Below are 18,686 nucleotides of genomic sequence, written 5' to 3'. Positions count from 1 at the left end.
CTAGCCTCATTCTCGTTGAATTTTGGGCGTCAATGGTAATCGGGGATGCCCGGCATGGTCATGAAGCCGGGAAGCGCGCGGAAGCGACGCGCCCAGCGGCGCAGCGCCGGATACTCGTCATGGTCGACGCCGAAATCGCGGCTCAGCGCAAAAGCCGGAAAAAGCGTGATGTCGGCGATGGTCGGGCGGTGCGCAGCGAACCATTCTTTTTTCTCGAAACCCCGCGCGGTCATATGGTCGTCCATGGCGCGGAGCGCTTGCGAGGCACCGGCACGCAGCGCAGCCTCGTCGCCGGCGGCGCCGAACATGGCATGGCGGCGCGCGGCGCCGGCAACGCCGAGATCGCCGGCCGCGAAGAAAAGCCACTGCATCACCTTGGCGAAATCCGCACCATCCGCCGGCAGCCATGCGCCCGTTGAATCGTGGCTGCGCGCCAGATGGGCGATGATGGACTCGGCGCCGAACATCGTCACCTCGTCGTCGCGGAGAATGGGCAGGCTGCCCGCCGGGTTCATGGCCAGGAATGGCGGCGTCTTCTGCTCCGCCCCCGGAAATGCATCGACTGCAACGGTCTGCCATTCCAGGCTGAGCATGGAAAGCGCCAGCCGCACCTTGTAGCAGTTTTCGTCCAGCTCGTAGTTGTAGAGCGTGATCCTCGCCATCATGCGGCCCGCGTCGTCGAGGTCGCGCCGGCACGCCCGGTCTCGAGGTGGTGGCGCAGTTCACTCGTCCAAGCGAAGAAATGCTCCTGTCCCTTGCCGGCATATTTTGCCGCCGGTCCGTCAATCACGACATGCAGGGCCGATCGTTTGCCGGTCAGCTCTTGCAGGCCAAGAAGCAGCGTCTCTTCGCCGACCTTCAGGCTGAACAGCGTCCCGCTCAGCGCCTTCAGATCAGCGAGCCCGGATCCGCCGGAGGAAGATGTGGGCGGCATGGCCTGCACGACATCGATCACCATCCCGGCGGAACAGTCGAGATACAGGCTGCGGACCGGCACCACCTCCTCTGGCAAGGCAGGCAGTTCAGGCAATGCTGCTGCCGGGTCCAGCGTCGTCCAGATCATGCCAGCCGCCTCGGCCGTGCTGTAGACCGACACGGTAATGGACGCCGGCACCCTGAGATCGGGGTGGGCCGGAATGTATCGGCACTGGCCGGCCGTGTCGTACTGCCAGCCGTGATAAAGGCAGGCGATATGGTCGCCGCGGACAAAACCGAAGCTCAGCTTCATGCCGCGATGCGGGCAGCGATCCTCCCACACATGCGCTGCGCCGCTGTTGTCGCGCCACACCACCAGTTCGTTTCCGCCAAGGCGGATCCCGGCCGAACTGCCCGGCTCGATCGATCCCGACAGCGCCACTGGGTGCCATCCAGCCTGTATCGTCATCCTGCGTCTTCCTCTCTGGAATATCCCCGAATTTCGGCCCGTTCGCAGTCCATCACCAGACAGTCGATTGGTCCCAGGCTACATGCCATCTCGAAGGCATCGATGAGATCGGGCTGGCCCGAAACCTGGACGACAAAAAAATCGTCCGCGGCTTCGTGCACCAGCAGATCGAGATTGAGCCGAGCGGCACGCCTGTCGGCGAACTCGCTAAAGCTCGACGACACCAGTTGGCCGACGAAGCGCAGGCGCGTCGTTTGAGGCGGAGGCGCAAGGTTCTGTGCTTCCGGTAGGTGCTTCATGCCTATATTTCTCCCGGCCTGCACATTTTTTAAGCAGTTTTAGAATGTGTCTAGTTAGGCATCATTTTTTGGCTTGTGCAAGCCCCGTTTCCCTGACATCTGTTGCGTATCAGGTGATCGGACAGTTGGAAAAAGCCGCGATTATCGAACAACTCGGCAGCCGTCCGTCGCCCAAGAAAACCAGGTGCGGCTTGGGATTGCCGGTCCGGGCGGGTGAGCGTCGATGTCGTTGTCAAGTTTCATTCAGCTTATACCCAAGGTCGAGTTGCACTTGCACCTCGAGGGTGCCGTCTCCACAGAGACATTCGCCGAGCTGGCGGCGCTGAACGCGGTGTCGCTGCCGGACGGCAGACCGACATCGGAGCTCTACAGCTACGGCAACCTGCTGGACTTCCTGAAGATTTACGATCTGGTTTGCGCCTCGATCAGGACTGCGGACGATTTCTCTCGCATCACCTTCGAGGCACTGGAGCGCTGCGCGAAGGCCGGTGCGCGCTACGTCGAACTGTTCTTCAGCCCGCATGCGCATCTGGCTCATAGCGTGGCCTATTCGACTATGCTCGAAGGCATCCTCGACGGCTTTCACCGCGCAAAGGAGCGCTATGGGCTTATGGCGAAGCTGATACCGGCCCATGCGAAGCCGCTCGGCGCGGCCGGTGGGGAGCGCTTCCTGGACATGGTTCTGGCCGAGCGCCCGGCAGAGGTGATCGGCATCGGCTTCGATTACGACGAACGCCCGAACCCAGCGCCGATGTTTGCGCGCATCGTCGAGCGAGCGCGGGCGGCCGGGCTCAATGTCACCAACCATGCGGGCGAGGACGGCCCGGCGGGCTACGTCCGCGATACCGTCGACGTCCTCGGCCTGAGACGGATCGACCACGGCTACCACGTGGTCGACGACCCGGCGCTGATGGAACAGTGCAGGGAAATGGGCATCGTCTTCACCTGCTGTCCGAGCACGACGCTGGCCACCACTGTCTGGCGCGACCTTTCCGCGCCCGACCACGCGATCCGCCGCATGATCGAGGCCGGACTTACCGTGACGATCCACTCCGACGATCCGCCCATGTTCGCCACGACGCTCGACCGCGAATACGCGCTGATCGCGGAGAATTTCGCGCTCGGGCCGCCGGCACTGAAGCGGATCGCGCTGGCTGGCCTGTCCGCCGCATGGCTCGACGACGACATCAAGCAGGCATGGCTGGCCGACTGGTCGGCAGAAATCGACCGCCTCATGGAAACCGAACTGTCTCTCCCGAACTGAACACAACACGGAACAAAGGACCGACGCATGATCGACCTGCGCAATCTCTCCCGCCGAGGCTTCCTCAACATGGGCGCCGCAGCCGGCGCCTCGCTGCTCCTGCCGAAATCCGGCCTTATCACGCCCGCCCATGCACAGACGCCGCTCGCCGCCGTCGCCGAGGAAAACGCTGTCATCGCCTTCGGCCACACCGGTCCGGTGACCGATGAAGGCTGGACCTGGAGCCACGACCAGGGCATGAAGGCCGTGCAGGAAGCGTTCCCGAAGCTGAAGACGCTGTTCGTCGAAAGCATCCCCTATTCGGCCGACGCGACCCGCACCTTCCGCCAGTTCGTCTCGGAAGGTGCCAACATGGTGTTTGCCACCTCCAACTATGGCGACTTCCTCTATGACGTGGCCAAGCGTTCGCCGGACGTCGCCTTCTATGAATGCGATGGCCGCAACCCGCTCGAAAATCTCTCGACCTATTACCTCGCCCATTGGTACCCGACCTACGTCACCGGTGTCGCCGCGGGCCTGATGAGCAAGAGCGGCAAGCTCGGCTACGTCGCCTCCTTCCCTGTTCCGTCGGTCTTTTCCGGCACCAACGCCTTCCTGATGGGCGCCCGTTCGGTCAATCCCAACGCCACGGTGCAGACCATCGTCATCAACTCGTGGTTCGATCCGCAGGCTGCCACCCAGGCCGGCACCGCACTCATCGACAACGGCGCCGACCTTCTGTTCGGCATCATGGACGAAGCAGGCTATCTGCAGGTGGCCGAGCAGCGCGGCGCGAAGGCCGTCATGTGGAATACCGACATCCGCCGCTACGGGCCGAAGGCCTACGTCTCCTCGATCGCCATCGACTTCAAGAAATTCTATGTCGACCAGGTGCGCCTGCGCCTCGAAGGCAAGTGGACGCCCTCGCAGACCATCCTGCCGATGGGCGGCGGTATCGACCGCGATGCCTGGGGCGAGACGGTGCCCACCGAGGTCGCAAAGCAGGCCGATGCCGTGCGCGACAAGATTCTCGGCGGCTGGAGCCCGTTCGAGGGCGAGATCAAGGACACCAAGGGCAACGTCAAGGTGGCTGCCGGCCAACGCATGACCGAAGAGGAACTCTACAACTGGGATTGGTCGATCGAAGGCGTCAGCGGCCTCCAAGCGTGATCCCGAAAGATTGCAGAGTTTTCGGATAGACTATGCGGCAGAAGGCAAAGAGCTAAGCGGGATGAATGATTTTGTTCCAGTTCATCATGCTTCGAGCGAGCACCGCTACGGCGGCATGGAGGTGCCGTCCACCTCCCCGGGGCGTTACGAGCCTGGCTCCGGCGCGCCGCCGCTCGTGCTGCTCAAGGGCATCAGCAAATATTTCCCCGGCGTCGTTGCCAACCAGGATGTCGACCTGGACGTGATGCCGGGGGAGATCCACGCCTTGCTCGGCGAGAATGGCGCCGGCAAGTCGACCTTGATGAACATCCTCACCGGCATCTATCAGCCGGATGCCGGTGAGATCGTCGTCGACGGCTATGCCAAACGTTTCGCATCTCCAGTCGATGCGATCTCCGCCGGTATTGGTATGGTCCACCAGCATTTCAAGCTGGTGACCGCCTTCACGGTCGCCGAGAATATTCATCTCGGCTGGTCCGAAACGCCCAAGCGTATTGGCTCGTCGGTGCTCGAGGCGCGGACTGCCGCACTGGCCGAGAAGCTGAACCTCGCGGTACGGCCATCCGCGCGCATCGCCGATCTTTCGACCGGCGAGCAGCAGCGCGTGGAGATCCTACGCGTGCTCGCGCGCAACGCTCGCGTTCTGATCCTCGACGAGCCGACTGCAGTGCTTACTCCGGCGGAAGCGCGCGAGCTCTTCAAGGCGCTCAAGCAGTTCGTGTCCCGGGGCAATGCGGTGGTCTTCATCAGCCACAAGCTCGACGAGGTCCTGGAGATATCCGACCGCATCACCGTGCTGCGCGGCGGCCGCAAGGTGGCCACCGAAAATACCGCGGACTGCGGCGAGAAGATGCTGGCGCGCCTGATGGTTGGCCGTGAGATCGTGCTCAGCAATCTGCGTGCCAGGCAGCCAGGCGCGGCCGGCATCTCCGCCGAGCCGGTGCTCAGCCTCAAATCTGTCGTCGCGCGTGACGACGTGGGCGGCATCCTTCTCGACGAGGTTTCGCTCGACATCCATGCCGGCGAGATTCTCGGCATCGCCGGTGTGGCCGGCAACGGCCAGAAGGAGCTGACCCAGGCCGTCACCGGCTTACGGCCGATCCACTCCGGCCAGATACTGCTCGGCGGAAAGGACGTCACGACCGCCGGCGCGGTCGATTACGCGAAGTTCGGCGTCGGCCACATTCCCGAAGACCGGCTGCACAGCGGCCTGGCGCCGGCGCTTTCAATCACCGACAACGCCATAATCCGCGAATATGCGTCGGCGCCTGTTTCAAAGGGCTTCGCGTTCCGACCGCGCCTTGCGGCTGCTCTCGCGCGCACGATCGCCGAAGCGGCATCCGTTGCGGTGCCCGATTTCGGCATGCCCATGCGCAACCTTTCCGGCGGTAATCAGCAGCGCCTCGTCGCACGCCGCGAGATGCGCATCGCAAGCAAGGTTCTGATCGCCGCCTATCCGAGCCGCGGCCTCGATGTCGGAGCGATCAACACGATGATGCACTACCTCGTCGAATTGCGCGATGCCGGCGTCGGTGTGCTCTTCATTTCCGAGGAGCTGGAAGAGCTGTTCAACCTGTCGGATCGCATCGCCGTGATGTTCCATGGCAGGATCATGGGCGCGGTGGAGACTGCCTCCACCGACATCGAGGAAATCGGCCTGATGATGGGCGGGCAGATGCGGTCCAGTGCTGGCGCCCAGGCCGCTGCCGGGAAGCACTGACCTTGGCGATCAAGCTTCAGCGCGTTCCATCCGCGCAGCCCTCCGTTGCCTTTGCGGCACGTGCCCTGGCGATCGTGCTGGCGCTGGGGGTCGCCGGCCTGGTTCTGGCCGCTCGCGGCAATGCTCCCGTCGAACTCGCCTGGGAGGTGCTCAACTCGACTTTTGGCTCGAGCTTCGGGCTGGAAGACGTCGGACTTCTGGTCACTCCCCTGATCCTGACCGGGCTGTCGGTCTGGGTAGCGCTGAGAATCGGCGCCTGGAACATCGGCGCGGAGGGCCAATTCTATGCCGGCGCCTTCAGCGCCACGGCGGTCGCGCTGTTCATTCCCGGCCCGACCTGGCTGATCCTGCCTGTTATGTTCATCGCTGGCGCGCTCGGCGGGCTGCTCTGGATACTGGTGCCGACGCTGGCGCGCGCCTACGCCGATGTCAGCGAACTCATCACCACCCTGCTTCTGAATTTCGTGGCGACGCTGATGGTTTATTACGTCGCCACCGGCCCATGGCTCGACCCGAGCGGCCATGCGCTCGCGACCACCGCACGTCTGCCGCATGACGTGCCTGAATTCTGGGGTATCGTGCACTACGGTTTCCCGCTGGCGATCCTGCTCACCTTTGTCATCGCAGGACTGCTCAACTACACGCGCTGGGGCTACGAGGTAAGGATCGCTGGGTCGAACCCGAGCGCGGCGCTTTATGCGGGCATGCCGTTCCGCCGCCGCCTGATCGTCGTCCTGCTGATGTCGGGAGCGATCGCCGGCATCGCGGGTATGCTGGAAGTAGCTGGCACGGTGCATCGCCTGCAGGGCGGCATTTCCAACAATTTCGGCTATCTCGGCATCATGGTCGCGGTGCTGGCGCGCGGTTCCTCACTTGGCGTGCTCGCAGGCGCGGCTTTGATGGGCGTCATCCTGAATTCGGGCATCATCCTGCAGACGCAAGGCATCACCGTCTCGGCCGTGCTCGCCATCACCGGACTGATCCTGTTCTTCACGGCGATCGGCAACGAACTCGCTCACTACCGCATCACGCGGACCGAACCGGCCGCGAGCTGAGGAAACACCCATGGACATGATCGCCGGACTGATCCAGACCTCCATTCTCGCCGGCGGCGTGCTGGCGCTGGCGGCGCTGGGCGAGACGCTCTCCGAGCGCGCCGGCGTCGTCAATCTCGGCGTCGAAGGGCTTATGGCGCTCGGTGCAATCACTGGCATCGCGGTCGTCGTCGCCACGCCGCACCCTATGCTCGGCTTCGTCCTTGCACTTGCCGTCGGTTTCCTCGTTGGCTGCGTCTTCGCTCTTGGCACCGTCGTCGTCAAAGCGAACCAGGTGTTGTGCGGCCTGGCGCTGACGCTGATGGGCACCGGCATGGCCGCAACGATCGGTCGCGCCTATTCCGGCATGCCGGCGCCGGCGACCTTCGCGCCGATCGCTATTCCCTATCTTAGCGACATCCCGCTGCTCGGTCGCGCGATCTTCACGCAGAACATCCTTGTCTACCTGATCTTCATCGTCCTGCCGGTTGTGCTGCACTACATCATGTTCCGCACGCGCCACGGGCTGAACTTGCGCGCGGTGGGCGAAAACCCCGCGGCAGCCGACGCCGCCGGCATTTCGGTGCAAAGCATCCGCTTCTGGTATGTCGCCGCGGGCTCGGCGCTGGCGGCCGGCGCCGGCGCTTACCTCACGCTTGCCTTCGTTCCCTCCTGGTCCGAAGGCGTCGTGGCCGGCCGCGGCTGGATTGCCGTCTCTCTCGTCATCTTCGCAGGCTACCGGCCCCTCAACGCCGTGCTGGCCGCTCTGCTGTTCGGTCTCATCACCTCTCTCGGCTTCGTCGGCCAAGCACGCAACTGGCCGATCGCGGCGCCGATCCTGTCGATGCTTCCCTATCTCGGCACGATCGCCCTGATCATCATGCCGGTGCTTGCCTGGCAGCGCATGCGCCGGGTAATGGCCGCGCCGGCTGCTCTCGGCGAACCCTATTTCCGCGACATGCGTTGAGACCACCATCATGCCCCGCCTGCTTGTCAAGAACATCGATCTGCTCGCCACCTTCGATGGTACGCGCCGCGAGATTTCCGACGGCGCCTTGTTGATCGACGACAACGTCATCGAAGCGGTCGGCACCACCGCGGAACTCAGTGCCTCCAGTGCCGACGAGGTGCTCGACCTATCGGGCCATGTCGTCATGCCGGGCATGGTGAACACGCATCATCATATGTACCAGAACCTCACCCGTGTGATGGCTCAGAACGACGAGCTGCTTGTCTGGCTGAAGACGCTCTATCCGATCTGGGCCGAGCTCGACGACGATGCGATAGGCGTCTCGGCGCGCGTAGCGATGGCCGAGCTCATCCATTCGGGCTGCACGACCAGCTCCGATCACCTCTACATCTTGCCCAACAACTGCACGCTCGACGCGACGATCGGTGCGGCCCGCGACATCGGTCTGCGTTTCCACGCTGCGCGTGGAGCCATGTCGCGCGGCGAAAGCCAGGGCGGCTTGCCGCCGGATCGCTGCGTCGAAAAGGAAGAGGATATCCTGAAGGATGCCGAACGGCTGATCGGCGGCTATCACGACGCGTCGCGGCATTCGATGAGCCGAATCATCCTGGCTCCTTGCTCGCCGTTCTCGGTGACTCCGGAGTTGATGCGCGATGCGGCATCGCTGGCGCGCAGCCACAAGGGCGTGAACCTGCATTCGCACCTTGCCGAAGAGCTTTTCGAGGAGAAGTACTGCCTCGAAATCTATGGCAAGCGGCCGGTCGAGTTCGCCGAATCCGTCGGCTGGCTCGGTGACGACGTCTGGTTCGCCCACTCGATTTTCATGACCAGCGACGAGATCGACCGCTTCGCCGAAACCGGCACCGGGGTCGCCCATTGCCCGTCGGCTAACATGCGCTGCGGCCAGGGCATCGCGAAGATCCGCGAGATGCTCGACAAGGGCGTGAACGTCGGCCTTGGCGTCGACGGCTCGGCCTCGAACGACACGTCGAACCTGTTCATGGAAGCGCGGCTGGCGCTGATGCTTCAGCGTGTCGCGCCGCACCACTACCTCTCCGAAAAGCCCGGCGGCCGCGGCGGTTTCGGCGGCACGCCGACGGCGCTGTCCGCGCGCGAGGCCCTCGAAATGGCGACGCGCGGCGGCGCTGCCCTGCTCGGCCGCAATGACATCGGCCATCTCGCGCCCGGCATGTGCGCCGACTTCATCGCGGTCAAACGCAGCCAACTCGGCCTTTCCGGCACCGAGCGCGACCCGCTCGCCGCGCTGGTGCTTTGCGGACCCTTCACGGTCGACTATTCCTACATCAACGGCCGGCAGATTATCGCGAGAGGCGACTTCGCCTCTTTCGATGTCGAGGCGGCGATGGCCGACCACCGGGCCGTGATGGACCGCATCTATCGGCAGTGAGATAGCACAGGAAGGACGCAACAATGACCATTAAGCGAGCTGCGGAGCAGGCGGCCCTCGACCAATGGTATTGCATTGACGCGCTGAACGAGATTCCGGTCGGCACGATGCCGAACCGGCTTCTGGGCATCGATCTGTTGGTAGCCCGCGATACGGCAGGCGCGGTCAATGTGTCGCGTGCCGGCGACGGCAGCCAAGTCCCGGCCAAGGAACGCTACGGCTATCTATGGATCACGCTCGGGATGCCGGCCGGCGATGTGCTGTCGATCCCGGAGGCCTATGAGGACGATCGCCGGCCTGTCGTTTGCGGAGCGATCGCGGTAAAGGCGTCCGGCCTGCGCATCGTCGAGAATTTCCTCGACATGGCGCATTTCCCCTTCGTCCATACCGACATATTGGGCGCCGAGCCGCACACGGAAGTGCGGCATTACACAACCGAAATCCGCCGCGACGTGGATGAGGTGTGGGCGACCAACTGCGAATTCTTCCAGCCGCAGGCAGCACTCTCGGCGACCGGCGGCATCATGACCCAATACATGTACCGGGTCGCCAATCCTTTCGCGGTGATGCTCTACAAGACCTGCCCCAACGCGGCTACCCGGTGGGACGTGATCTGTCTGTTCGTGCAGCCCCTCGATCCGGACCGCTGCCGCGCGCACCCCGTCATGTTCCTGATCGACGACGTATCGACCACGACCGAACTTGTGCAGTTCCAGCAGCTCATCTTCCTGCAGGACCGCATCATCCTGGAGAACCAACGGCCACTTCTTTTGCCGCTCGAGCCGCGCGCGGAAATCCCGACGCGGGCCGACGGCTCGTCGATCGCCTATCGCCGCTGGCTGAAGGAGAAGGGCATCACCTACGGCACGACGGCGCAAGCCGCATGAGCGGCAGCCCTTCCGATATTGTCATCGGCATCGACGGACGGGCAATCGCGCTCTGGCGCTTCGCGACGGCAGTGCGTAGCTGTTCTTCGGCGGAGGACAGGTGAGCGACCTGAGCGGCAAGACGCTTCTGGCCAGCGGCTTTCACGCTCCGGAGCGCGGGCTCGTGGAAGAGTTGCTCCATGCCCTGATCGCAATCGATCAATCAGGCATCATCGCCTCGGTGCTGCATCCGCATGATGCCGGCTATGACGAGGCGCTGGAGGCCGCGCGCCGGACCGGTTCGCTGGCGACCTTGCCGGCGCAGAGTTATCTGCTGCCCGGCTTCGTCGATCTTCACGTGCACGCGCCGCAATATCCGCAGCTCGGCCGGGCGCTGGACGTGCCGCTCGAGGCCTGGCTCCACAAACACACGTTTCCCCTGGAGGCGCGCTACGCCGATCTCGCCTTCGCGCGGCGCAGCTACGGCCTGCTGGTCGACGACCTGATCGCTAACGGCACGACCACAGCGCTCTACTTCGCAACCATCCACCAGGACGCGACAAGGCTGCTCGTCGACATTTGCCTCGAACGCGGGCAACGTGCGCTGGTCGGCAAAGTGGCGATGGACAATCCCGACGAGTGCCCGACCTATTATCGCGATACCTCGGCGGACGAGGCCATCGATGGCACGCGCGCTCTGATCGACTACGTGCATGGGCATCCGGACAATGCCACGGGACGGGTAAAGCCGGTCATTACGCCGCGCTTCATCCCCTCCTGTACCGACGCCGCCCTCGAAGGGCTCGGCACGCTTGCGCAGGAATGCGGCTGCCATGTGCAGACGCATTGCTCGGAGAGCGACTGGGCGCATGGCTACGTGCTGCAGCGCCACGGGATCAGCGACACGTCTAGCCTTGATCGCTTTGGCCTGCTGCGCGCCGGCAGCGTGCTCGCGCACGCCAATTTCATTACGCTTGCCGACATGGAGACGATCCGCGTGCGCAAGGCGGCCGTGGCGCACTGCGCCGTCTCCAACGCCTACTTCGCAGGCGCCGTGTTCCCATTGAGGGCGGCCCTCGAGAAGGGTGTCAAGGTCGGGCTCGGCACCGACATTTCCGGGGGACCGAGCGCCTCGATGTTCGATGCGATGCGCGCGACGGTCATGTCGTCGCGCATGCTGGAAACCGGCACCGACCCGGCGCTAGCGGCCGAGACGCGCGGCACGGCCGGAACAGCACGCGTCGACTTTCGCGAGTCCTTCCACCTGGCGACGGCAGGCGGTGGCGCGGCACTCGGCTTGCCTGTGGGGCGATTCTCGCCTGGCTACCATTTCGATGCGATCCTGGTCGACACCGCCGCGCCCAGAGGCACAATTCACCTGTGGGACGAACTCGACGACGGCGACGGCATCCTTCAGAAGATCGTCTACTCCGCTTCCAGGGCCAACATCGCGTCGGTCTGGGTCGGCGGGAGAGCTGTTCTCGCCTAAGCGGACGGGAGGCTGTGCCGAGAACCAGGAATCTTCCCGTGTTATTCCTTACGGTCGGGGCACGTCATGGATTTTGATCAGTATTCGCCGACGTCGATGACAGCCTGGGCAAAGGCTTGCGGGGCTTCTTGAGGCAAGTTGTGGCCGATACCGCCGGTGATGATCCGGTGCGTGTATCTGCCCGAGAATTTCTTGGCGTAGGAACTGCTGTCGGGATGGGGTGCGCCATTGGCATCACCCTCAAGGGTAAAGGTCGGCACTGTGATCACGGGAGCTTCGGCCAGCCGGTTTTCCAGAACGTCATATTCCGGCTCGCCCTGTGCCAGGCCGAGCCTCCAGCGGTAATTGTGAATGACGATGCTGACGTGATCCGGGTTGTCCAGTGCTGCGGCGCTGCGCTGGAAGATGTCATCGTCGAAATTCCACTGCGGCGAAGCGAGTTGCCAGATGAGTTTGGCGAAATCGCGCGTGTATTTCTCGTAGCCGGCGCGGCCGCGATCCGTGGCGAAGTAATACTGATACCACCATTGAAGCTCCGCCTCCGGTGCCAGCGGCACCATGCCGACCTGCTGATTTCCGATGAGATAGCCGCTCACCGAGACGATCGCCTTGCAACGCTCAGGCCAGAGCGCGGCAACGACATTGGCCGTTCGGGCGCCCCAGTCGCAGCCGGCGATCGTGGCCTTTTCGATCCCCAGCGCATCCATCAGGGCGATCGTATCCGCGGCGAGCGCCGACTGCTGGCCATTGCGCATCGTCTCGTCCGACAAGAATCGTGTGGTGCCGTAGCCGCGCAGGTAGGGCACAATCACGCGGTACCCCTTTGCGGCAAGCAGAGGAGCGGCGTCGGTGTAGGTGTGAATGTCATAGGGCCAGCCATGAAGCAGGATCACTGGAGCACCTTCGGCAGGCCCCAGCTCCGCATATCCGACGCTCAGTTTTCCGGCATTGACCTGTCTGAGCGAGCCGAATGATTCCGGCCTGGCTTGCGTCGCGGACGCCCTCGCCTCGACCATCCAAGTGGCTGCCGGCGCGCTCAAGCCGAGTTCGGTGGCGGCGAACGTCATTGCTGTCGCACCGACAATGCGCCGGCGGCGATAATCGACCGTCTCGGGAGCCTTACTCGCATTCATGATGAAGCCTCTATGATGACCAACAAGCGGGAACAACTAGACCGGCCGCCGCATCGGCCAACAAGAAACATTGCGCTTATTTCGACGGTGACTGCGGCGAATCCAGGATTGTAACCAATCGGCCAGGAGGCAGTGGGGCGAGCTCTGACTGAATGTCGGTAAGGTCCAGCGTTTCCTCGATTTCCCTCCGGAGAAATTCGAGACGTAGGCCATCCCCGCGGTTGGAAGCGGCTGGATGTAGCATCCGCAGGAACGGCAGCATGAGAATGACTCCTGATCTTCTGTTGGGGCGAGAGGATATGTTGCATCTGATCTTATGCTCGAAGTCGCCCTCAGCTTCAGACGAGGCCCTCACGATCCATTGCGATGCGCACGGCCGGCCGGGCAGCCATTCGGGCGCGAAGGGCTTGCAAGGGCGCGGGAACAGGGACGTGGAAGCGCGCCGCCCAAAGCAGCATCACGAAAAGATAAAAATCCGCGACGCTGGGTTTGTCGCCGAACAGATAGTCGGTCTCGAGCCCGTCAGCGAAGAACTCGAGTTGGCTCGTAATCGTCGCGCTCGCCTTGGCCTTTTCGGCATCGCTGCTTTGGTGCCACATCGGCTTGAAGCTTCGGTGTATTTCAGTTGAGACGTAGGTCAGCGCTTCGAGAAGGCGGGTACGGCCCAACGGCCCCGCCACTCCCAGTGGCGGGTATTGCGACGCAATCCAGTCGAGGACGGCGATATTTTCCGTCAGCGTTTCGCCGCTATCCAGCACGAGGGCTGGAACGTAGCCCTTGCGCGTGACGGTAGTGAAATCATCCCCGGAGCCTGTCCGTTTGGTCTTGAGGTTCACACTTTCGCGCTCGAAGGAAACACCGGCCTCTTCCAGAGCGATGTGGTCCGCCAGGCTGCAGGCGAGAGGGCTGTAGTAGAGTTTCACCGCTTTTCCCTTTTCTGAACCCGATTGAATCGCGCTGGTCGTCGCCGGGCGGAAAACCGGCCACGCGAGACAACCGCTCCAAGAACTCGCACTTGGCGGGGACGACGACTACGACACCGACAGCCAGGCGTGCCTATGCCGAGGTATGGTCGGCTGAAGTTCGGGATCGCCGTGCGCAATGCCGGGGCGTATGCCAGCTCAGTGGCCAACGGTTATCTGGAGGAATCCAGAACCTTCCATGATGGCATCGCCAGGCCAGCCAGTCCTTCGCTCAGGAAATCCTAAACGAAAGTATTGGACGCACGTGCCGTTGGCACGATGGCTCACATCCGGCCACGGCCGGCATATTCCGCGCGGCATGAGCAGACTGGAAACGCGAAAGCCGTGGTCTGCTTTTGCTCGATTGCCACCCAACGCGATGACGCAGCTTCCGACAATAGGAGTCGCCATCATGGCCGACCTTTCCGAAACCTCCACAGCCGAGCACACATTGCGCGTCGAGGCGCCCGCCGCGATCGAGGTCGACGTCTCCTCGTTGACGCCGGGAACGTCGCTGATCGTCGACTGGCACGGCAAGCCGGTGGTTGTACGCAACCGCACCGAAAAAGAGAGGAAGGACGCCGAGGCGGTCAGTCTCGCCGAGCTCAAGGATCCAATTGCCCGCAACGCCAACCTGCCGGCCGATGCGCCGGCAACCGACGCCAACCGGACCACGCCGGGCAAGGAAGCCTGGGTGGTGATGATCCAGGTCTGCACCCATCTCGGCTGCATCCCGCTCGGCCAGGAAGGCGATTTCGGCGGCTGGTTCTGCCCCTGCCATGGTTCGCAATACGACACCGCCGGCCGCATCCGGAAGGGACCGGCGCCCGAGAACATGGCGGTGCCGGTGTTTCAATTCGTTTCCGACACCAAGATCCGTATCGGCTGAGGCAAGGGCATTTCGATGAGCGGCGACAAACACTCGACCTATACGCCCAAAACCAGAATCGAACGTTGGTTCGATGCCCGCCTGCCGCTGCCGCGGCTGGTGCACGACAGCTTCATTGTCTATCCGGTGCCGCGCAACCTGAACTATGCCTATACGTTCGGCGGCATTCTCACGATCATGCTGGTTTCACAGATCCTGACCGGCATCGTGCTGGCGATGCATTACGCTCCTGATACGGGGCTGGCCTTCAATTCAGTCGAGGAGATCATGCGCGACGTGAATTCGGGCTGGCTGCTGCGCTATCTCCATTCCAACGGCGCGTCGTTCTTCTTCATTGCCGTCTACATCCACATCTGCCGCGGGCTCTACTATGGTTCGTACAAGGCGCCGCGTGAACTGCTGTGGGTGCTCGGTTGCACCAATCTCCTGCTGATGATGGCGACGGCCTTCATGGGTTACGTGCTGCCCTGGGGCCAGATGAGCTTCTGGGGCGCCACCGTCATCACCGGCTTCTTCACCGCCATCCCGCTGGTCGGCGACTGGCTCCAGCAGCTTTTGCTCGGCGGCTTCGCGGTCGACAATCCGACGCTGAACCGCTTCTTTGCGCTGCATTACCTGCTGCCATTTGTGCTTGCGGGCGTGGTGACCTTGCACATATGGGCGCTTCACGTCGTCGGCCAGAACAATCCGACCGGCATCGAGGTCAAATCGAAAACTGATGTCGTGGACTTCACGCCCTATGCCACCGTCAAAGATGCCTTCGGCATCCTCGTGTTCCTGTTCTTCTTCGCCTATTTCGTTTTCTACCTGCCGAACTACCTCGGCCATCCCGACAATAGCAGCATCGCCAATCCGCTGAAGACGCCGGCCCACATCGTCCCGGAATGGTACTTCCTGCCGTTTTACGCGATCCTGCGGGCCATCACCTTCAATATCGGGCCCATCGATTCCAAGCTCGGCGGCGTGCTCGCGATGTTCGGCTCGATCGCGGTGCTGTTCCTGGTGCCGTGGCTCGACACCTCGAAGGTGCGCTCGGCGGTCTATCGGCCCTGGTACAGGGTGCTCTTCTGGCTGTTCGTTGCCAATGCTCTCTTTCTCGGTTGGCTCGGCTCCCGGCCGGCGGAAGGCGCATACGTCGTCATGTCCCAACTGGCGACGCTTTACTATTTTGCGTTCTTCATCATCGCCATGCCGGTGCTCGGGCTGATCGAAAAGCCGCGACGGCTGCCGAATTCGATCACCGAAGCAGTTCTCGAAAAAGACAAGGCCAGCGGCAGAGGCCCGATCGCCGGGCCGGAGACCAAACATTGAACTTGGCATCGCGGTGATCGTTCATGAGCTGGTGGAACTCTCCTCTGGTCTACATCGTGTTGCTCGGCCTCGCCGGGATCGTCGTTTGGTCCCTCATCCCCAGACGCTTCGCCAATGCGAAGCTGGTCGTCCAACTCGGCTTTTTCCTCGCGATGTCGGCCATGGTTCTCGACCTGCGCGTCGTGCCATACGAGACCGCAGGGGACAACGAGACAACCGGAGGAGCGATCCTCATCGGCTCGGTCAAGCTGCTCTGGTGGGTTCACCTTGCCTGGGCGCTAATCGGATTTGTCCGTATCTATCTCGTCTTCGAGCGAAAGCCGCGCGAGGCACGTCTCCTGCAGGACGTCGTGGTCGGTGTCGTCTACGCTGGAATGTTCCTGTCGATCCTGGCGTTTGTCTTTGCAGTGCCGGTCGGAACGCTCATTGCCACGTCGGGCGTCTTTGCCGTCATCCTGGGACTGGCGCTCCAGAATACGCTTGGTGACGTATTTTCGGCGATCGCGCTTAACCTCGGCCGCCCTTACGTGCTTGGAAACTGGATCATTCTGGGCGACGGAACCGAAGGCCGCGTTGTCGAGACCAATTGGCGGTCGACCCAACTTCTGACCCCGACACACAATGTCGTGGCGCTGCCAAACAGCCTTCTCGCCAAGATCGGGGTAACAAATCTAAGCGGTCCGGACGAGAGCCATGGACTTGCCGTAACCGTCAAGGTGGCGCCAACGAAGACGCCGGCGATCATCGTAGAGCTCATGCGCACTGTCTTGCTGAGCTGCAATTCAATCCTCCAGGAGCCTTCGCCTTCGGTCACCATCAGAAGCCTGGATGCCGCAGCTATCGAGATCGAGTTGTTTTTTCGCGTCGCAAGTATCGACCAGCGAAGTGCCGCTCGGAACGAAATCTTCGATCTCATTTATCGCCATTCAAAGTCGACCGGCATGCTGCTGGCGGAGCCATTTTCGGGCTCGATTGCCATGACCAACCGGCCGGGCCACGAGATGGCGGCCTCCCAAGGCTTCACCCCGATCGAACTCATCAATTCCATACCGGTATTCTCGGCGCTAACGGATACCGAGCAGGAGTCGCTCGCCAAAGCGGCCTCGGTTCGCCCCTACCATAAGGGCGAAATCATCGCACGACAGGGAGAGATGCTGCCGTCGCTCATGATCGTACGGACGGGAGTCATCGTCCGGCAAATTGGCGAGGGCGATGATCAACTGCAGGAGATCGGCCGGCTTGCACCTGGCGATTTCTTCGGCGAGACCGGCTTGCTCGCCGGCATTGGCGAGATGTCAAGTTTGCGGGCAATGACCCCCATCACGGTTTACGAGATAGACCAGGAAAACTTTGCGCCGCTGCTGCACGACAGGCCCGAAATGGCCGAAGATCTTGCCGCGATCCTGTCGATGAGGGTGTCGGCTCTTAATGAAAGCGGCATCGCCGGACAGCACCACGCGGGCTCCAAATTCGCGCTCCTCAAAGCCATTCAGACAGTCTTTCGCGCCGCTCCGTTCAAGCGCGTTCGGGCACCTGGCTGATAAGGCATGCAGAAGGACAGAGATCCATGACCATCCGCCAAAGCGATATCACAGGCATCGATACACTCATCCAGCCGGCTATCCGTGATTTTGCGGACGGACTGAAGATAAGGCGCGTATTGCCGTCCTCGAATCGCCTGATGATCCGGCCCTTCATCGTGTTCGACCATTTCGGCCCCACTATGTTCGACGCAGGTCACGGTTTCGATATGGGACCACATCCGCATATCGGCATTGCGGCCGTGACCTACCTGATCGATGACGAGATCGTCCATCGCGACAATTTGGGTAAAGTGCAGACCATCCGTCCTGGCGAGGTCAACTGGATGACGGCCGGGTCGGGCGTCGTCCATTCCGAGCGCACGCCACCGGACGTTCTCCGACATGGTCTATGCCGAAATTGTGCTCACGAGCGGTGCGCGCTACCAGGTGAAACCCGAACACCGTGAGCGTGCGATCTACATCGTCGCCGGTGAGGTTGGAATTGCCGGCCAGCTCGGTACGTTTCATGAGGCCGAATTAGTAGCTCTGGCGCCCGGCGCTGAGATTGTGCTCCAGGCGCCTGCCTTCCATGCGGCGAGACTGATGCTGATAGGAGGTGAGCCCCTGGCCGAGCCACGTCATATCTATTGGAACTTCGTCTCCTCTTCAGCCCAACGGATCGAGCAGGCAAAGGCGGATTGGCGCGAACGCCGCTTCCCCGGCGTGCCGGGAGAGCACGAGCTCATGCCTCTGCCAGATGGCAGCGTGTGAGGGATAAGGCAGCGGATGGTGACCTCAGCGCCGCGACAGCTTTACGCCGGGTGGCGCAGGCAGACCACTACGACATCAAGTAGAGATCGTTCATCGTTTCCTCATCGAGCAAACCGTCGAACCAGACGTCGAAGATTGTCTCGAGCAGGAACTCGTCGTTGCTTGCTTCGGAAAACAGCGTCAGGGACGCGTGCAACCTCTTCGCATCAACGTCACCGAAGACAGCGCGAGCGCTTAGGCCGGAGAGCCGTTGCAGGGTGCCAACGCATTCCCGATAACGGCCTCCGAGGATCGGAAATGACAGATAGGCGCTGGCTTCGTCGAGCGATGTGATTGCATATGGCTCAGGCGCTGCACCACTTCACCTTGTGGCCAACCTTGGGAAGATGAACTCCATATAGGGACTGCACATCATCCCTCGACGTAGAATGGCCAGCGCGTCGTCGTAGACCGGATCCTGTGCGCTGACGAACCTCTGCAAATCATACTCGTCAGGCATTTGGATAGATCCTTG

Annotated in this window: 16 protein-coding genes and 2 pseudogenes; 12 read left to right on the top strand and 6 right to left on the bottom strand. The window is 62.4% G+C overall.

The genetic code is table 11. From position 1 onward, the window contains the following. Positions 1-29 precede the first annotated feature (29 nt). The 3 genes from NKJ91_RS12620 to NKJ91_RS12610 are packed head-to-tail and all read right to left on the bottom strand — an operon-like array spanning position 30 to position 1,683. Positions 30-665: a glutathione S-transferase family protein gene (locus tag NKJ91_RS12620; RefSeq protein WP_352455807.1), complete on the bottom strand. Its 636-nt coding sequence runs from the start codon at positions 663-665 to the stop codon at positions 30-32. Beyond that, positions 662-1,384 (bottom strand): Rieske 2Fe-2S domain-containing protein, encoded by a 723-nt coding sequence (locus NKJ91_RS12615; protein ID WP_023674231.1) that lies wholly within the window; start codon positions 1,382-1,384, stop codon positions 662-664. The genes NKJ91_RS12620 and NKJ91_RS12615 overlap by 4 nt, the downstream gene beginning before the upstream one ends. Then, positions 1,381-1,683, bottom strand: a complete 303-nt coding sequence (locus tag NKJ91_RS12610) for a hypothetical protein (protein ID WP_023674230.1) — start codon at positions 1,681-1,683, stop codon at positions 1,381-1,383. The genes NKJ91_RS12615 and NKJ91_RS12610 overlap by 4 nt, the downstream gene beginning before the upstream one ends. Positions 1,684-1,906: 223 nt before the next feature. On the opposite strand from NKJ91_RS12610, the gene add reads away from it, so the two are divergent. The 8 genes from add to guaD all read left to right on the top strand — a co-directional run bounded on the left by add (position 1,907) and on the right by guaD (position 11,583). Beyond that, a complete protein-coding gene (add, locus tag NKJ91_RS12605; protein ID WP_352455806.1) occupies positions 1,907-2,947 on the top strand; it encodes an adenosine deaminase in 1,041 nt (346 codons plus the stop codon). Between the two features lie 27 nt (positions 2,948-2,974). Next, complete coding sequence (locus NKJ91_RS12600; RefSeq protein WP_352455805.1) at positions 2,975-4,096, top strand: BMP family ABC transporter substrate-binding protein; 1,122 nt, start codon at positions 2,975-2,977, stop codon at positions 4,094-4,096. A gap of 115 nt (positions 4,097-4,211) precedes the next feature. Further along, positions 4,212-5,816, top strand: a complete 1,605-nt coding sequence (locus tag NKJ91_RS12595) for an ABC transporter ATP-binding protein (RefSeq protein ID WP_352455878.1) — start codon at positions 4,212-4,214, stop codon at positions 5,814-5,816. Between the two features lie 2 nt (positions 5,817-5,818). After that, complete coding sequence (locus NKJ91_RS12590) at positions 5,819-6,871, top strand: ABC transporter permease (RefSeq protein ID WP_502903580.1); 1,053 nt, start codon at positions 5,819-5,821, stop codon at positions 6,869-6,871. A 10-nt stretch (positions 6,872-6,881) separates the two neighbouring features. Next, the gene (locus tag NKJ91_RS12585; RefSeq protein WP_352455804.1) at positions 6,882-7,817 is read left to right on the top strand and encodes an ABC transporter permease; all 936 of its coding nucleotides are present in this window, start codon (positions 6,882-6,884) and stop codon (positions 7,815-7,817) included. Positions 7,818-7,827: 10 nt separating this feature from the next. Further along, complete coding sequence (locus NKJ91_RS12580) at positions 7,828-9,228, top strand: 8-oxoguanine deaminase (RefSeq protein WP_352455803.1); 1,401 nt, start codon at positions 7,828-7,830, stop codon at positions 9,226-9,228. Positions 9,229-9,251: 23 nt separating this feature from the next. Then, positions 9,252-10,115 carry an aromatic ring-hydroxylating dioxygenase subunit alpha gene (locus tag NKJ91_RS12575; protein ID WP_352455802.1) on the top strand — a complete coding sequence of 288 codons (864 nt, stop codon included), beginning with the start codon at positions 9,252-9,254 and terminating at the stop codon, positions 10,113-10,115. A 100-nt stretch (positions 10,116-10,215) separates the two neighbouring features. Beyond that, on the top strand, positions 10,216-11,583 hold the full coding sequence (guaD, locus tag NKJ91_RS12570) for a guanine deaminase (RefSeq protein WP_352455801.1): 1,368 nt from the start codon (positions 10,216-10,218) through the stop codon (positions 11,581-11,583). Between the two features lie 77 nt (positions 11,584-11,660). Here the strand turns inward: guaD and NKJ91_RS12565 are convergent, their stop codons facing one another. Continuing rightward, complete coding sequence (locus NKJ91_RS12565) at positions 11,661-12,716, bottom strand: alpha/beta fold hydrolase (protein WP_352455800.1); 1,056 nt, start codon at positions 12,714-12,716, stop codon at positions 11,661-11,663. 338 nt (positions 12,717-13,054) lie between these two features. After that, positions 13,055-13,639, bottom strand: coding sequence for a glutathione binding-like protein (locus NKJ91_RS12560; RefSeq protein WP_352455799.1), 585 nt, complete (start codon positions 13,637-13,639; stop codon positions 13,055-13,057). A gap of 451 nt (positions 13,640-14,090) precedes the next feature. Here NKJ91_RS12560 and petA point away from each other — a divergent pair, with 451 nt between their 5' ends. The 4 genes and pseudogenes from petA to NKJ91_RS12540 all read left to right on the top strand — a co-directional run bounded on the left by petA (position 14,091) and on the right by NKJ91_RS12540 (position 18,172). Beyond that, on the top strand, positions 14,091-14,567 hold the full coding sequence (gene petA / locus NKJ91_RS12555; protein WP_352455798.1) for a ubiquinol-cytochrome c reductase iron-sulfur subunit: 477 nt from the start codon (positions 14,091-14,093) through the stop codon (positions 14,565-14,567). Positions 14,568-14,582: 15 nt separating this feature from the next. Further along, the gene (locus NKJ91_RS12550; protein WP_352455797.1) at positions 14,583-15,878 is read left to right on the top strand and encodes a cytochrome b; all 1,296 of its coding nucleotides are present in this window, start codon (positions 14,583-14,585) and stop codon (positions 15,876-15,878) included. Positions 15,879-15,901: 23 nt separating this feature from the next. Beyond that, positions 15,902-17,419: a mechanosensitive ion channel family protein gene (locus NKJ91_RS12545; RefSeq protein ID WP_352455796.1), complete on the top strand. Its 1,518-nt coding sequence runs from the start codon at positions 15,902-15,904 to the stop codon at positions 17,417-17,419. A gap of 26 nt (positions 17,420-17,445) precedes the next feature. Continuing rightward, positions 17,446-18,172 (top strand): annotated as a pseudogene (locus tag NKJ91_RS12540) (pirin family protein). 67 nt (positions 18,173-18,239) lie between these two features. Here the strand turns inward: NKJ91_RS12540 and NKJ91_RS12535 are convergent. Next, positions 18,240-18,671: pseudogene (locus tag NKJ91_RS12535) on the bottom strand (DUF1810 domain-containing protein). Between the last annotated feature and the right edge of the window lie 15 nt (positions 18,672-18,686).

Origin of the sequence: Mesorhizobium sp. M0040, from assembly GCF_040323505.1 — a bacterium.
Taxonomy (GTDB): domain Bacteria; phylum Pseudomonadota; class Alphaproteobacteria; order Rhizobiales; family Rhizobiaceae; genus Mesorhizobium.
The sequence above is the reverse complement of the archived record's forward strand: the minus strand, read 5'-3'. Positions and strand labels throughout refer to the sequence as shown.